Source organism: Arthrobacter tumbae, from assembly GCF_016907495.1.
Classification (GTDB): Bacteria; Actinomycetota; Actinomycetes; order Actinomycetales; family Micrococcaceae; genus Arthrobacter_D; species Arthrobacter_D tumbae.
This window is the reverse complement of the sequence record NZ_JAFBCC010000001.1, coordinates 1,221,111-1,234,450: the sequence shown is the minus strand read 5'-3', so window position 1 is coordinate 1,234,450 and position 13,340 is coordinate 1,221,111. Positions and strand designations below refer to the sequence as shown.

The window sequence follows — 13,340 nt, the reverse complement described above, 5'->3', positions numbered from 1 at the left end:
CGGCGCCAGCGGTTTGTTCTCTAGCCGTTACGGCGTGTTCGAGCTGCTCTGAACGTTGGACTTCGCATCCTGTGCCCGGTCCTTGACGTCGGAGGCAGCGCTGGTGCCTTCTTCCTTCACTGTGTTGGCTGAGTCCGTGGCGCTCTGCTTGACCGAGTCCATGGCCTCCTGCGCCGGTTCCTTCATGTCCTCGGCAACCTGCTTGGCTGCGTCGGTCACCTCGGAGACGAGAGGCTGCGCTTTCTCTTTCACAGCCTGTGCGGCTTCCTTTTCCTTCTGGCTCGCCGGAATGAGAGAGGAAGCCAAGAGGCCGGCCCCGAACGCGATCAAACCAGCGGCGAGAGGGTTTCCCTGCGTCTTTGAGGTAACGCGCTGGGGTGCGTCATGAAGTGCGTCGCCGGCCTGGTGGGCCGAATCCTTCATTGACTGGGAAGCACCGTGAGCGTTGCCCTTGGCAGAGTGGCCGGCGTCATGAGCCGAACCCATCACGCTGTTCTTGGCGTTCCCGAAGGCGTTTTTCACTTTGTCGGTCTGCCGGTGGGCGATGTTCGACGGGCTTACTTTGTCCGCGACTGCGTCAACATCAGTGCCCAGTTCGCGGCGGGTGCGTTCGATGTCCGCACGGATTTCGTCAGGTGTCTGGTTCATGGCGTGTGCTCTCCTGGTTTCAACGTAGGCGGAATTTCCTTGGCTGTCTCAGCGGTCTGCGGCATGCCCTTGATCGACTTCATCTCCTTCTTCCCGGTGAGTGCCAGCACTGCAGCGATGATGCCCCAGATGACTGCCACAACCACCGAGGCCCAGCCGAGGCCCATGAGCTCGGCCAGTCCCCACATCAGGGCCAGGGAGAGGAAGAGGAGGACAAAGTGTCCAGCAACTGCAGCGCCGCCGAACATCCCTGCGCCCTTGCCTGCGCGGGTTCCCGACTCTCGCAGTTCAGCCTTTGCGAGCTCGAGTTCCTGACGCATCAGCGTCGACAGGTCACTGGAGACCTCACTGAGTAACTGCCCCAGAGAGGCGTTCGAACCCTGGTCATTGTCCGGGCTCGGCGGCGGCGGTTGAGCCGTATGCGATCCGTGGAGGTGTGGCTCGGTCATTAGCGGAAGTCCCTCCCTGAGTCAGTGCCTGTAACCCCAGGCTGGGTAAGGGGAGTGGTGGGGGTGACGGCCGGCGTGGTGGTTGGTGGGGCCACCGGCGGTGTATCGATGCCTGCGCCGTACGCTGGTTGGTCGGTTCCGTATTCGTCAGGGACCGGCGGGTAGGTAGCGACGTGCTGGCCGCCTGCCGCCGAACCGGTGGGGCTGCCGGTCGAGGGAGTGCTGCTCGATTCGGATCCGCCTTGGAGGCCGCGTGCGAGTCGGCCCGCGAGCAGGCCTGCGCCGGCTGCAACTAACAGGAAGGTGCCGGGCTTGCGGCGGGCAAAGCCGGTAACTTCGTCAAGCAGTGACCCCGGATCGCGGCCCTCCAGCCAGGATGCCGCGCTGCCGGTTCGCTGAGCGGCCTGCTGCACGAGGTGCTGGGCCGTGCCGCTCTCGGAGCTCTGCGCCATGGTGTTCAGCTCATCGCTCAGTGAACGCAGACCGTCGCTGACGCGCTGCTGCTGGGTGCCGGCCTGGCTCTTCAGATCGGAACCAAGCTCACCGACCAGGTTCCTGGCCTGGGCCCCGGCCTCGTGCGCCACATTCTTTGCTTCTGACCCGGCGGTCTGTGCGACACCCCTGGCTGCGTCTGCGCCCTGCCGCCCTACATCCTTGGCTTCATCCTTTGCAGCAGACTGAGTGGACTGTCCGGAGGACGGGGTGCTCTGCGCGCCCGGCGTTGAAGTAACCAGCGGGTCTTCTGACCAGTTCTGTGTGCTCATAATGACTCCTTTATTGATGTGGAGGACTTCTGGAAGGTAAGCCGTCGCAACTACACAATAAGCATGCTTAGCATATGATCACAAGACCGCAACGAAAAACTGCCGTCAAGTATCAATCTCGCTGGGACCTGTGTGGACAGCCAGCTTAGTATCCTGGGCAGGAGTCGGCTAGGGGATCAAGTGCAATCAGGGAGACGTCATGACTTCACCATCAGCATCATCAAGAAACGACGACGTCAGTATTGTTGCCTGCCCCGACGGGCCGCTGCTGGTGAGGGGCGAGGTGCCCATCGTCACTCCTGCAGGGGAGCCGGTGCCGCGCCGTCGTAAGACAGTTGCCCTGTGCCGGTGCGGAGCCTCGACGATCAAACCGTACTGCGACGGCACGCATAAGCTCATTAACTTCCGTACGGAGCCGGATCTGCCGGATCAGGAGTAGGCGACAAAAGGCAAGGGCCGGACTCACGGAGGAGTCCGACCCTGACCTAAGCGAACGTTTTCAGCACCCGCCGTTGCGGTCGACGTATGAGTCAAGTCGCTTGACGAATGCAGCCATCGCTTCCCGGGTTATGGGATCGAGTGGCCGGTAGGTGCCGTCCGACCAACCGGTTGAGATACTCTCTTGCTTCATCCAGGACATTTCAAGCGCGAAGGCATCTGCACGCGTGACGTCGGTGAAGCTCCTGGAGGAAGGCAAGGAATAGGAAGCAGCTGCACCAATGTCGCAGAATTCACTCGCAAATCGGTGAAGAAATGCAGCCATCGCATCCCGGTTGATCGGCTGGTCCGGTCGATACCTGCCGTCCGTCCAACCCGTGGAGAGGCCGGATGACTCCATCCAGGCGATTTGCCGGTAGAAGGGGTGCGCTGTCGACACGTCGCGGAAGGGGCTTTGCTTGGGCGGCGTGTAGCTTGTGACGCCCGCGAGGCGGTAGAGGAAGGCCGCCATGGCGTCACGGTTCATGGCTGTGAACGGCCGGTAGGTACCGTCAGGCCAACCCGTGGTCAGTTTGCTTGCGGCCAGCCATTCAATGTCCGCCCGGAACCCGGAGCCGCGCAGGTCGGTGAAAGGCAGGCCTGCATCAATAGTCACGGACGCTGCGGAGTCCGAAACTGAGTTGATGGTTACGGTCGTTCCCGCGTGGGTGCGGAAGACGCTGCCTGCCTGCCATGCGGTGTTGGGCGCGTAGTAACCCGGGTAGGGCCTCGTGTCCGGCATGAGCGCTATCGACGACGCTACTGTGTTCCCGCCGCTCTGAACGATTTTCACACCGCGGTTTCCTCCCACCGCGAGGTTCCTGTCGAATCCGACCGGCGTGCGGAGTTCCAGATAGTAGATCTCGCGGCTTCGGGGGTCGGTGAATTTCACCGCACGCTTGGCCGCTGTTCCAGCCCACGGGCGCAACGTGTAGGTCTTCCTGCCTGTGGCTGTGCCTACGTTCAGGATCTCGTCACCGCGCCCAAAGCCTCCGTAGTCCCAGAAGCTTGAGCTGATGGCGGGGGTGTCGAACCAGCGCGAGATGCCCATCAGGTCCGATGTGTCGCCGTACTGGCGGATGGAGCAGTCCGATCCGAAGTACGGCGTGTCGGAAACTCCGCTTCCGCACTGCAATGAATCGGCGTGCATGAGACCGAGAACGTGGCCGAATTCGTGTGTTACGACGTTCGTGGTGAAGTTGGTGATCTGCGGCATGAGAATGCGCCCACTGGTCCCGTTGCTACTCCAGCCATAGCCCAGGTAACCCTCCTTCAGGACGGAGGGGATGAACACAACAAGGGCTGTATACGGACTGTAGGACCACCTGAGCTCGGATGTCACCTTGTTCATGATCTGGTCGTAAGAATCAGTGGTTCGGGCCGCTGACCTGTGATTGACCGACTCGTAGGCCACCGACATGGAGAGTCGCCCATTGGACATGCTCTTCCAGTAGCTGCTCGACGCTGCGATTGCATTCCTGGCGGAAGAGAGGGGCACCGTGGCATTGCTGTCGGCCAGGTCAACGGTGACCAAGCGAACCTTGATGTCACCACGGCGGGAAAGGGTGCCTCCGGCGCCCAACGGCGACATGGCCGCGCCCTCTGTCGTTGAGTCGTGCGAGTGGCCGTCTCCCGTTGTCTCGCCCTCAAACGTGTGGTCAGGGTAGGACGGTATGCCGCCGGGGAAGAGCTCGCTCAACTCGGCCGTCGCAGATTCGGCCGGTGAAACAACCTGGGGTTCCGGGGTCTGCACCGGTTCCTGGGTTGCAACCGTAGACGGCTGAACGGATTGTGCCGATGCCGGCTGCACACCGGCCGAGAGGCTTGCCGCCAGGAGCAGAACGCCAGTGAGCGCAGCTGTAGAACGCTGAAGTGAAAGCATGGAAGTCCTTGGTGGTACGAGTGTGGGGTGGGGCAGGCGCCGCCGTGTCCCCCTACGGCGGCGCCGGGCTGTTTCGAGACCATCAGTCCTCAAAGCCCCGCACCAAGTATAGGTTTAGCTATCTCCGGTAAATCGCCGGGAATTCGCAAAGGATTGTCCAAGGAAGCTCAGTTTTTCCGCAAGATGACCGCAGTATGAATAATGAGCAGGAATTACCGAACAATTTCTAATTGCCCACCGTAATTATTCGGTGAAAACGCGAATGAAATCAGGAGGCGCTGCGGGCTGCGTGCGTGGGCTCCGGACGGCCCGCCGGGCGCGGATCCAGCCGCACGACGACGGCGGACTCCGCGGGAGCGGTCGGGCGGTTCAGTGCCATCTGGGCAAGGGCCAGCAGGAAAACGGGAATTGAGAGCAGTATGAAGGTGAAGAGCGCGTACATGGCGATGATCGCGTGGATGGGGGAGTTGAACAGGCTGGCTATGAAGGCCGCACTGCCAAGCCAGGTCCACAGCCAGAACAGTATGACGGCATACAGAACCGTCCGGGCGCGCCGGTATTTCAACGGATAGTGCACCCGTCGTCGCTTCATTTTATTTTGACCCCCAGGTCTCACGGATCCCGCGCCCCGCGAGTTCCTTCAATGATAGTAAGCCCCGGGAAAGCATTTGTCGCCTGGCTGCCACTTTGAATGAATTAGGAGGCAACCAGGCGACAGGAATCTAAAGGAACCGGACGTGATCCGGCGTTAGATCCTCCACTCGGGTGACCCCGAGCAACTGCATGGTGCGCGTGATTTCCTTGTCCAGAATAGCGATGGCGCGGTCTACGCCCGCCCGCCCTCCTGCCATGAGCCCATACAGGTATGCCCGGCCGATCAGAGTGAAGTCAGCACCGAGGGCGAGCGCAGCCACGATGTCGCCGCCGCTCATGATGCCGGTGTCGAGCATGATGGATGTCTTGCCCTTCAGCTCGGCTGCCACATCCGGAAGCAGTCGCAGGGGAATAGGTGCGCGGTCAAGTTGGCGGCCGCCGTGATTGGAGAGCACGATTCCGTCTGCACCGTGGTCGACTACCTTTTTGGCGTCGTCGAGCGTTTGGATGCCCTTGACCACGAGGTTGCCCTTCCACACCTCACGCAGCCAGTCCAGATCATCAAAGGTCAGGGTGGGATCGAACATGGAGTTGATCAGGTCAGCGACGGTGCCCGAGTAGCGGTTGAGCGAAGCGAATGCGAGTGGCTCATGAGTCAGGAAGTTGAACCACCAGGCCGGGCGGTAGGACGCGTCGATGACCGTCTTCACGGTGAGCGCGGGCGGGATGGTCATGCCGTTCCGCACATCGCGCAGTCGCGCGCCGGCCACGGCGGTATCCACGGTGACCATCAGCGTGTCATTGCCGGCCGCTGCTGCCCGCTCGATCAGCTCCATCGAGCGTTCGCGGTCCGTCCAAAGGTACAGCTGGAACCAGTTCCGCCCCGACGGCGCTGCGCGCGCCACGTCCTCAATGGATGCGGTCCCCATGGTGGAAAGGGTGTACGGAATTCCGGCGGCGTCGGCGGCCTGCGATCCCGCGTATTCTCCCTCCGACTGCATCATGCGGGTAAAGCCGGTGGGCGCGATGCCGAACGGCAGGGCGGACTCCTTGCCCAGGACCGTGACGGAGGTGTCCACCTTCTCGACGTTCCGCAGGATGCCGGGCCGGAACTCGAGGTCAAGGAACGCCTCCCGTGCCCGCCGCAGGGTGATTTCCGCTTCCGCCGCGCCGTCCGTGTAATCGAAGGGTGCGGTGGGGGTGCGCCGCTTGGCGATCGCTCGAAGGTCGCCGATCGTGTTCGCACGCCTCAGCCGGGCGCTCTGGCTGAACTCCGGCTTCTTGAACTGCATCAGCGGGGCCAGGTCAGCAACTTTGGGGATCCGGCGCTTGAGCGCTTCGGGCGTGTGGGACATGGGAAACCTTCGCGTCGGGGTGTGGTCTGACCACATTACCGGGATGTGGTCAGACCACGCAAGGTAATCTTGTCGCATGCGTACCCACCAGCTTGTTCAGTCATGGCTTGAGAGCCAGCTCGAGGCCGGACGCCTGGCCGTGGGGGACCGGCTGCCCGGTGAGCGCATGGTGGCCGAACAGCTGGGTATTTCCCGTGCATCCGCCCGGGAAGGAATACGGGTGCTGGAGGCAATGGGGATTGTTCGTGCCGGCGTCGGATCCGGACCGGGTGCCGGCACGGTGATTACCGCCAATCCGGGAGCCGCGCTGGGCGCAGCACTTCGCCTGCACATGGCGACATCGCACCTGCCCGTTGAGGACATCGTCCAGACCCGCCTGCTCCTGGAGACCTGGGCCGCCGCCCATGCCAAACCGGCCGCACCTGCAATGGACGACGCCGCGGCGCTCCTTGACGCCATGGAGACCTCAGCTCCGGACGAGAAGGAATTCCTGCGCCTCGATGCACTTTTCCACGTCGCTCTCGCTGATGCGGCCGGCAACGTGTTGATCGGCGCGATGATGTCTTCGCTCAGGGAATCGATCGAGGGCTATACGCTGCGCCTCACCCGTACCCTGCCGAACTGGGCGGCGACATCCGCCCGCCTTCGCGCCGAGCACCGTGACATTCACAATGCAATCAGGAACGACGACGGCGCACTCGCCGCGCAGCTGGTGGCAAGCCATATTGAGGGCTTCTATGAAGAGGCGGGCCTCTCCGCGTCCTGACTACAGGGCCCGACTACTGGTCTTGCACTACAGGGTCTGACTACTGATCCTCCACGGCGTGCAGTCCGCTCCGACCGCGGACCTGACGCTGCGGTTCCGCCAGCTCCTCGATTGCGGCACGCAGGTGCGAGCGCAGTTCGGGAGACAGCAGCGCTTCATCCGACACCAGGGTGCGCTCAATGTTGCGGCCCTTCTCCAGTGTCGCGAGGCCCTTCTCGGTGATGCGCACAGTCTGGCTGCGGCGGTCGTCGTCGCCCCGGGTGCGCTCGATGTGTCCCTTGGCCTCAAGCCGGTTGAGGGTCTTCCCGATTGTCTGAGCCTGCACATGAACCAGTTCAGCGAGCTGCGCCTGCCGGAGCGGGCCGTAACCGGCCAGGACGGCGAGCGCAGTAAACCCGGCGTGGGTCACGTCGAGTTCAGCGAGCCGCTGGTTCCAGGATTGCTCAACCAGCCGCGCTGCTGTGGTGAGAAGCCGGCCTGTCGACCAGGCTGAAAGATCGGGCATGCGCTGTCACCTTACCTGTCGATTTTATTTATCCATCTAATCATCAGCTTACTTATGATTGCTGTGGAATCAACCGTGCAACGTGGGAAAGGTAGCTGTCAACCCTCAGGAATTCGACAGAAGAGCCCTGAGAACGGACTCGGAGGCGTCGGCCGCATAGCGTGAAGCGCTCTTCATGGCGGCCGCAATCGAGGGGGCGGTATCCGCCAGACTTCGTGCGTGCAGCACCCCGTGGGCGGCCAGATCGGCGTCGGACAACGTGATGCGTCCGGCAACAGCGAGCACCGGCAGGCCGAGATTCCTTGCGCGGTCGGCCAGCCCGAGCGGAGCCTTCCCGAATTCGGATTGCGCGTCCAGCGAACCTTCACCCGTGAGTACCAGATCCGCCTGAGCGAGCTTCCCGTCCAACCCGGTCAGGCCGGCAACCAAGTCGAAGCCGGGCTCCAGCGAGGCATTCATGCAGGCAAGGAAGGCAGCAGGAAATCCGCCGGCGGCTCCTGCGCCGGGCTGCTGAACATCCACCCCTGTGGTGTCCTGCAGAAGCTGCGCCCATCGCGCCAGCGCGGCGTCGAGCGCCGTGCGGAGGCTTGCGTCAGCTCCTTTCTGCGCGCCGAACACGTGGGCGGCGCCGTCGGGCCCGGAAAGCGGGTTCTGCACATCGACGGCGATGCGCAGCTGGACATGGTGAAGGCGTGGATCCAGGCCGGAGAGGTCCAGGGTGGCTGCGCGCGCCAGGGGCAATCCGCCCAGCGGAAGTTCCGCGCCGTCGTCGTCAAGGATTTTCGCGCCCAGGGCACGCAGGGCGCCCGAGCCGCCGTCGGTCATCGCCGACCCGCCCACACCCAGCACAATCTCCGTGGTGCCGGCGTCGAGAGCAGCTGTCAGCAGCTCACCGCTCCCGTAGCAGTGCGCCGAACCGGCTGTGGCGCGGCTGGGCGTGACGAACTCAAGCCCACTGGCACGGGCCGTTTCGATGACGGCAGTGGAACCGGTGAGAGCCCAGGGAGCGTCCACCGAGTCGGCGAGCGGTCCGCGGACCCTGGTCTGCCGCCGGACACCTCCGGCGGCGAGGACGGCCTCGAGCGTTCCTTCACCGCCGTCCGCAATGGGTTGCATGGTGATATCGGCATCGGGCAGGACGCGGCGGACGCCGGCGGCGATCGCCGCGGCCGCTTCGGCGCCCGTCAGGGTGCCCTTGAATTTGTCCGGTGCTATCAGGATTCTCATGATGCTGAGCTAGGCTCCTGCCGATTCGCGGATGATGACCTCTCCCAGGATTGGTGCGGGAGGCGCCTTGTCGGGATCCAGGGCAAGGTTTGCCGCCTCTTCGCCCAGCTGCTCGAGCGGCAGGTGCACGGTGGTCAGTGCGGGGAAGTAATCGCGCAGGGTGGGAATGTCATCGAAGCCGGTCACCAGGGCGTCCGCCGGCACCGAAGCGCCCAGGGCGCGCAGGCCGGCGATCGCGCCGATGGCCATCACGTCGTTCACCGCGAGCAGGCAGACGCCGCGTTCACCCCTGAGCTCGTCCCAGCAGCGCTGGGCGGCTTCGAAGCCGCCCTCACGGTCGAACCCACTGCCGACGACGGCGGCAGGCTCCAGCCCCGCTGCCTTCAGTGCGGTCGTGAAACCGGAGACGCGGTCGCGTGCAGTGTTCAGCTCGTGAGGGCCGGCCAGGATGGCGAACCGCGTCACTCCGAGCGAGACGAGCCTGGCGACGAGGGCGGCGGCGCCGTCGGAATTGCCCACGGGTACGGTCAGGCCGGAGCCGGGGGAGCCGCCGATGGTCACGACGCGCCCGCCGTTCTGCTGGTAGCGGGCCAGCTCGTGCTCAAGCTCCGGATCGGCCTGTGCACGGCGGGAACCGGCCAGGATGATGGCGTCGGTGCGATGGGAGGCGAAGGCGCTGACGGCGTCGTGCTCTGCGCTTTCCGAAGGATCAGTGCTGGCCAGCAGCACCTGCCGGCGGTAGTTCCGCGCGGCATGCTGGACACCGCGGGCGATGGAGGAGAAGTAGGGGTCGGAGATGTCGTGCACGACGAGGCCGACCAGGCCCGTGGAGGAGCGCGCGAGGGCCTGGGCCTGCGCATTGGGCACGTACCCGAGTTCGAGCGCCGCCGCGCGGACCCGCTCGGCGATCTCCTCCGCGGGGCGGCGGGAGGATCCGTTCAGCACCCGGGATGCCGTGGCCAGGGATACTCCGGCATGGCTGGCCACACCGGACAGGGTTACAGCGGCCACCGGGCTCCTTCGGGTAGTTCGACTCCCGCTGAGTGCGCAGTCAGCGACCTTCGGTGCGGCCGGGACCGCGCCCAGCGGGGAGGGGTTGACGTGGTCTCGATCACTACCCTATATTGGAAAGCGCTTTCCACCAACATTCTTTCCTCTTCGGGAGTAAACGTGACTGAGACCAAGACCATCCGCATCGCGATGAATGGCATCACCGGCCGGATGGGCTACCGGCAGCACCTGCTGCGCTCCATCCTGCCGATCCGCGACCAGGGGGGCGTCACCCTCGCCGACGGCTCAAAAGTGCAGGTTGAGCCCATCCTCGTAGGACGCAACGAAGCGAAAATCCGCGACCTGGCACAGCAGCACAAGGTTGAGCACTGGACCACGGACCTGGACGGGATCATCGCCGACCCCACCGTCGACGTCGTCTTCGATGCCTCCATGACCTCGCTGCGCGCGGAAACCCTCAAGAAGGCCATGGCCGCCGGCAAGCACATCTACACGGAGAAGCCCACGGCCGAGACCCTCGCCGAGGCCGTGGAGCTTGCCCGCATTGCGCAGGAAGCCGGGGTCACCGCCGGTGTTGTCCACGACAAGCTGTACCTGCCGGGCCTGGTGAAGCTGCGCCGGCTCGTCGATGAAGGCTTCTTCGGCCGCATCCTCTCGCTGCGCGGAGAGTTCGGCTACTGGGTGTTCGAGGGCGACCACCAGGCGGCCCAGCGCCCCTCGTGGAACTATCGCAAGGAAGACGGCGGCGGCATGACCACTGACATGTTCTGCCACTGGAACTACGTGCTCGAGGGCATCATCGGCAAGGTCAAAACCGTCAACGCCAACACCGTCACCCACATCCCCGCCCGCTGGGATGAGCAGGGCAAGGAATACAAGGCAACGGCCGACGACGCCGCTTATGGCATCTTCGAACTGGAGACACCCAGTGGCGACCACGTATTGGCGCAGATCAACTCCTCCTGGGCCGTGCGCGTCTACCGCGACGAGCTCGTCGAGTTCCAGATCGACGGAACGCACGGCTCAGCCGTCGCCGGGCTGAACAAGTGCGTTGCCCAGCAGCGTGCGCACACCCCCAAGCCGGTCTGGAACCCGGACCTGCCCGTCACGGAGTCGTTCCGCGACCAGTGGCAGGAAGTGCCCGCCAACGCCGAACTGGACAACGGCTTCAAGCTGCAGTGGGAAGAGTTCCTCCGCGACGTTTCCGCCGGCCGCGAGCACCGTTTCGGGCTGCTCTCCGCAGCGCGCGGCGTCCAGCTCGCCGAGCTTGGCCTGCAGTCCTCGGCCGAGCGCCGTACGTTCGACATCCCGGAGATCACGCTATGACCTCGCTCTACCTCCCCACCGCGGCCGGCTCGCTTGAGCGTTACGAACTTGCGCCCGCCCGGGAATGGGCCAGGCCGACGGCGCCGCTCACCGCCCGGCACGCCTACGCCGCCGCGCACGTGATCCCAGAGGTCACGGCGGACAACACTCCAGGTGCCCCCGCCGTCCTCGACTGGGACACCACGCTCGCCTACCGCCGGGAGCTGTGGTCCTACGGACTCGGCGTCGCCGATGCCATGGACACCGCCCAGCGGGGCATGGGTCTGGACTGGCCGGCCACGCAGGAACTGATCCGCCGCTCCGGTGCCGAGGCAGCCGCCGTCGTCGGTTCGAATGCTGACGCGACGCGCGGCAAAACAGTCCGGGACCTGCTTGCCTGCGGTGCCGGCACCGACCAGCTCTCCATCGCGGACCTGCCGTCCGGGCGCGCCGGCCTGAACGCCGTCGTCGAGGCCTACCGGGAGCAGATCAAGGTGGTGTCCGACGCCGGCGCGAAGGTCATCCTCATGGCTTCCCGCGCACTCGCCGCTGTTGCCCAGAGCCCTGCGGACTACCAGTACGTCTACGGGATCCTGCTGGCCGAGGCTGACGAACCGGTCATTCTGCACTGGCTCGGTACCATGTTTGACCCTGCGCTTGACGGCTACTGGGGCAGCAACGACGTAACAGCAGCGACCGACATCTTCCTCGACCTCATCCGCGCGCAGCCGGAGAAGGTGGACGGCGTGAAGGTGTCCCTGCTCGACGCCGCCCACGAGACCGCCCTGCGTGCAGTGCTTCCGGAGAGCGTCCGGCTCTACACCGGCGATGACTTCAACTATCCGGAGCTCATCCACGGCGACGGCACGCACTACTCGGATGCGCTGCTGGGCATCTTCGCGGCGATCTACCCTGCCGCGTCGGCAGCCCTGCAGGCGTACGACGACGGCGATACGGACCGCGGGCGGGCCATCCTTGACTCCACCCGGGATCTCGGAAAGCACATCTTCAGTGCGCCGACGTTCTACTACAAGACCGGCATTGCCTTCCTGTCCTGGGTCAACGGGCACCAGCCCGGGTTCCAGATGGTGGGCGGCCTGCACTCCGGCCGTTCGGCGCTTCACCTGGCCGACACGTTCCGTCTTGCCGACAAGGCCGGGCTGCTCGTTGACCCGGATGTCGCCGCCCACCGCTTCGAGTGGCTGCTTGCCAGCTACGGGGTGGGCGCGTGAGCCGCCTCTCGCTGAACACAGCGACCACGAAGAACATCACCCTGGCGGAGGCGGTTGCGCTGACATCGGAGGCCGGGCTGTCGCATATCGGGCTCTGGCGTGACCGCGTGGCCGAGACCGGCCTGGACAAGGCTGTGCGGCTCGTTTCTGAAGCCGGCCTGACGGTTTCGAGCCTGTGCCGCGGCGGGTTCCTGACCGCAGCCGATGAAGCGGGCCAGGCAGCCGCCCTTGCCGACAACACCCAGGCGATTGTCGAAGCGGCAACGCTGGGCACCCGCGAGCTGATCATGGTGGTGGGTGGATTGCCCGCCGCCGGTGCGCTCAGCGGTGGAACCGCCGTCGATCCTTCCGCGCCGGGCGCGAAGGACGTCGCCGCTGCCCGCCAGCGCGTCGCCGACCGCATTGCCGAGCTGGTGCCGGTGGCTGAAGAGCACAACGTGCGCCTCGTCCTTGAGCCGCTGCACCCCATGTACGCGGCGGACCGGGCCGTGCTCTCGACGCTGGGCCAGGCGCTGGACATGGCGGCGCCGTTCCCTGCGGAAACCGTCGGCGTGGTCGTGGATACCTTCCATGTGTGGTGGGATCCGGCGCTCGAATCCTCGATTCAGCGTGCCGGGGCGGAGGGGCGTCTTGCGTCCTACCAGGTGTGTGACTGGAACCTGCCGATCGCCGCTGATGCGCTGCTCTCCCGCGGGTACATGGGTGACGGCTACATCGACTTCGAAACGATCACGCGCTGGGTTGCCGCGACCGGCTACGTAGGCCCGGTCGAGGTGGAAATCTTCAACCGGGAGATCTGGGATTCACCGGCCGCCGAGGTGCTGGCGACGGTCAAGGCCCGCTACGAAACCCTCGTGGAGCCGCACCTCTAGGCTGCGCTCCGGTCTTGCGCGCGTTTCTTCGGCGCTGCGGGTGTCGCTTCGGCGCTGCGGTGAGCAACCTGGAGATCGGTGAGGGAAATACTGCTCACCAATCTCCACTCTGCTCCCGCTTGTGTCCGGATTGCTCCCGCTTGTGTCCGGGTAGCTCACTTGTCGCGCGGGTTCCGAGCCGCTCGTCCCTCGCGCCCGGAGTTTCGCACCCGGAAACCTCGCAACCGTAGCCTCGGGCCCGGAAACCTCGGGG

The 13,340-nt window shown here is 64.8% G+C and carries 14 protein-coding genes; 5 read left to right on the top strand and 9 right to left on the bottom strand.

Features of this window, described 5'->3' with window-relative positions:
* Window positions 1–27: 27 nt before the first annotated feature.
* From JOD47_RS05880 to JOD47_RS05870, 3 genes are read right to left on the bottom strand one after another with little or no spacing between them, the layout of a single operon-like run.
* On the bottom strand, window positions 28–648 hold the full coding sequence (locus JOD47_RS05880; RefSeq protein WP_204532849.1) for a DUF3618 domain-containing protein: 621 nt from the start codon (window positions 646–648) through the stop codon (window positions 28–30).
* A complete protein-coding gene (locus tag JOD47_RS05875; RefSeq protein WP_204532847.1) occupies window positions 645–1,097 on the bottom strand; it encodes a phage holin family protein in 453 nt (150 codons plus the stop codon). The genes JOD47_RS05880 and JOD47_RS05875 overlap by 4 nt, the downstream gene beginning before the upstream one ends.
* Window positions 1,097–1,861, bottom strand: coding sequence for a hypothetical protein (locus JOD47_RS05870; RefSeq protein ID WP_204532845.1), 765 nt, complete (start codon window positions 1,859–1,861; stop codon window positions 1,097–1,099). Before JOD47_RS05870 ends, JOD47_RS05875 begins: the two co-directional genes overlap by 1 nt.
* A 199-nt stretch (window positions 1,862–2,060) precedes the next feature.
* On the opposite strand from JOD47_RS05870, the gene JOD47_RS05865 reads away from it, so the two are divergent.
* Entirely contained in the window at window positions 2,061–2,300 is a 240-nt protein-coding gene (locus tag JOD47_RS05865; RefSeq protein WP_204532843.1) for a CDGSH iron-sulfur domain-containing protein, read from the top strand.
* Window positions 2,301–2,360: 60 nt separating this feature from the next.
* Here the strand turns inward: JOD47_RS05865 and JOD47_RS05860 are convergent, their stop codons facing one another.
* The 3 genes from JOD47_RS05860 to JOD47_RS05850 form a co-directional block, all read right to left on the bottom strand.
* A complete protein-coding gene (locus JOD47_RS05860; RefSeq protein ID WP_204532841.1) occupies window positions 2,361–4,220 on the bottom strand; it encodes an S-layer homology domain-containing protein in 1,860 nt (619 codons plus the stop codon).
* A gap of 268 nt (window positions 4,221–4,488) precedes the next feature.
* Window positions 4,489–4,812: a hypothetical protein gene (locus JOD47_RS05855; protein ID WP_204532839.1), complete on the bottom strand. Its 324-nt coding sequence runs from the start codon at window positions 4,810–4,812 to the stop codon at window positions 4,489–4,491.
* Between the two features lie 130 nt (window positions 4,813–4,942).
* Window positions 4,943–6,169: an alpha-hydroxy acid oxidase gene (locus JOD47_RS05850; protein WP_204532837.1), complete on the bottom strand. Its 1,227-nt coding sequence runs from the start codon at window positions 6,167–6,169 to the stop codon at window positions 4,943–4,945.
* A gap of 76 nt (window positions 6,170–6,245) precedes the next feature.
* Here JOD47_RS05850 and JOD47_RS05845 point away from each other — a divergent pair, with 76 nt between their 5' ends.
* On the top strand, window positions 6,246–6,935 hold the full coding sequence (locus JOD47_RS05845) for a FadR/GntR family transcriptional regulator (protein WP_204532835.1): 690 nt from the start codon (window positions 6,246–6,248) through the stop codon (window positions 6,933–6,935).
* 40 nt (window positions 6,936–6,975) lie between these two features.
* Here JOD47_RS05845 and JOD47_RS05840 read toward each other — a convergent pair whose 3' ends face one another.
* The 3 genes from JOD47_RS05840 to JOD47_RS05830 all read right to left on the bottom strand — a co-directional run bounded on the left by JOD47_RS05840 (window position 6,976) and on the right by JOD47_RS05830 (window position 9,678).
* On the bottom strand, window positions 6,976–7,440 hold the full coding sequence (locus tag JOD47_RS05840; protein ID WP_204532833.1) for a MarR family winged helix-turn-helix transcriptional regulator: 465 nt from the start codon (window positions 7,438–7,440) through the stop codon (window positions 6,976–6,978).
* A gap of 105 nt (window positions 7,441–7,545) precedes the next feature.
* Complete coding sequence (locus tag JOD47_RS05835) at window positions 7,546–8,667, bottom strand: glycerate kinase (RefSeq protein WP_204532832.1); 1,122 nt, start codon at window positions 8,665–8,667, stop codon at window positions 7,546–7,548.
* A 9-nt stretch (window positions 8,668–8,676) separates the two neighbouring features.
* Window positions 8,677–9,678: a LacI family DNA-binding transcriptional regulator gene (locus JOD47_RS05830; RefSeq protein WP_204532831.1), complete on the bottom strand. Its 1,002-nt coding sequence runs from the start codon at window positions 9,676–9,678 to the stop codon at window positions 8,677–8,679.
* Between the two features lie 189 nt (window positions 9,679–9,867).
* Between JOD47_RS05830 and JOD47_RS05825 the strand changes: the two genes are divergently transcribed.
* The 3 genes from JOD47_RS05825 to JOD47_RS05815 are packed head-to-tail and all read left to right on the top strand — an operon-like array spanning window position 9,868 to window position 13,087.
* Window positions 9,868–11,004, top strand: coding sequence for a Gfo/Idh/MocA family protein (locus JOD47_RS05825; protein WP_204536478.1), 1,137 nt, complete (start codon window positions 9,868–9,870; stop codon window positions 11,002–11,004).
* Window positions 11,001–12,215: a dihydrodipicolinate synthase family protein gene (locus tag JOD47_RS05820; RefSeq protein WP_204532830.1), complete on the top strand. Its 1,215-nt coding sequence runs from the start codon at window positions 11,001–11,003 to the stop codon at window positions 12,213–12,215. The genes JOD47_RS05825 and JOD47_RS05820 overlap by 4 nt, the downstream gene beginning before the upstream one ends.
* Window positions 12,212–13,087, top strand: coding sequence for a sugar phosphate isomerase/epimerase family protein (locus JOD47_RS05815; protein ID WP_204532829.1), 876 nt, complete (start codon window positions 12,212–12,214; stop codon window positions 13,085–13,087). The genes JOD47_RS05820 and JOD47_RS05815 overlap by 4 nt, the downstream gene beginning before the upstream one ends.
* Window positions 13,088–13,340: the final 253 nt, after the last annotated feature.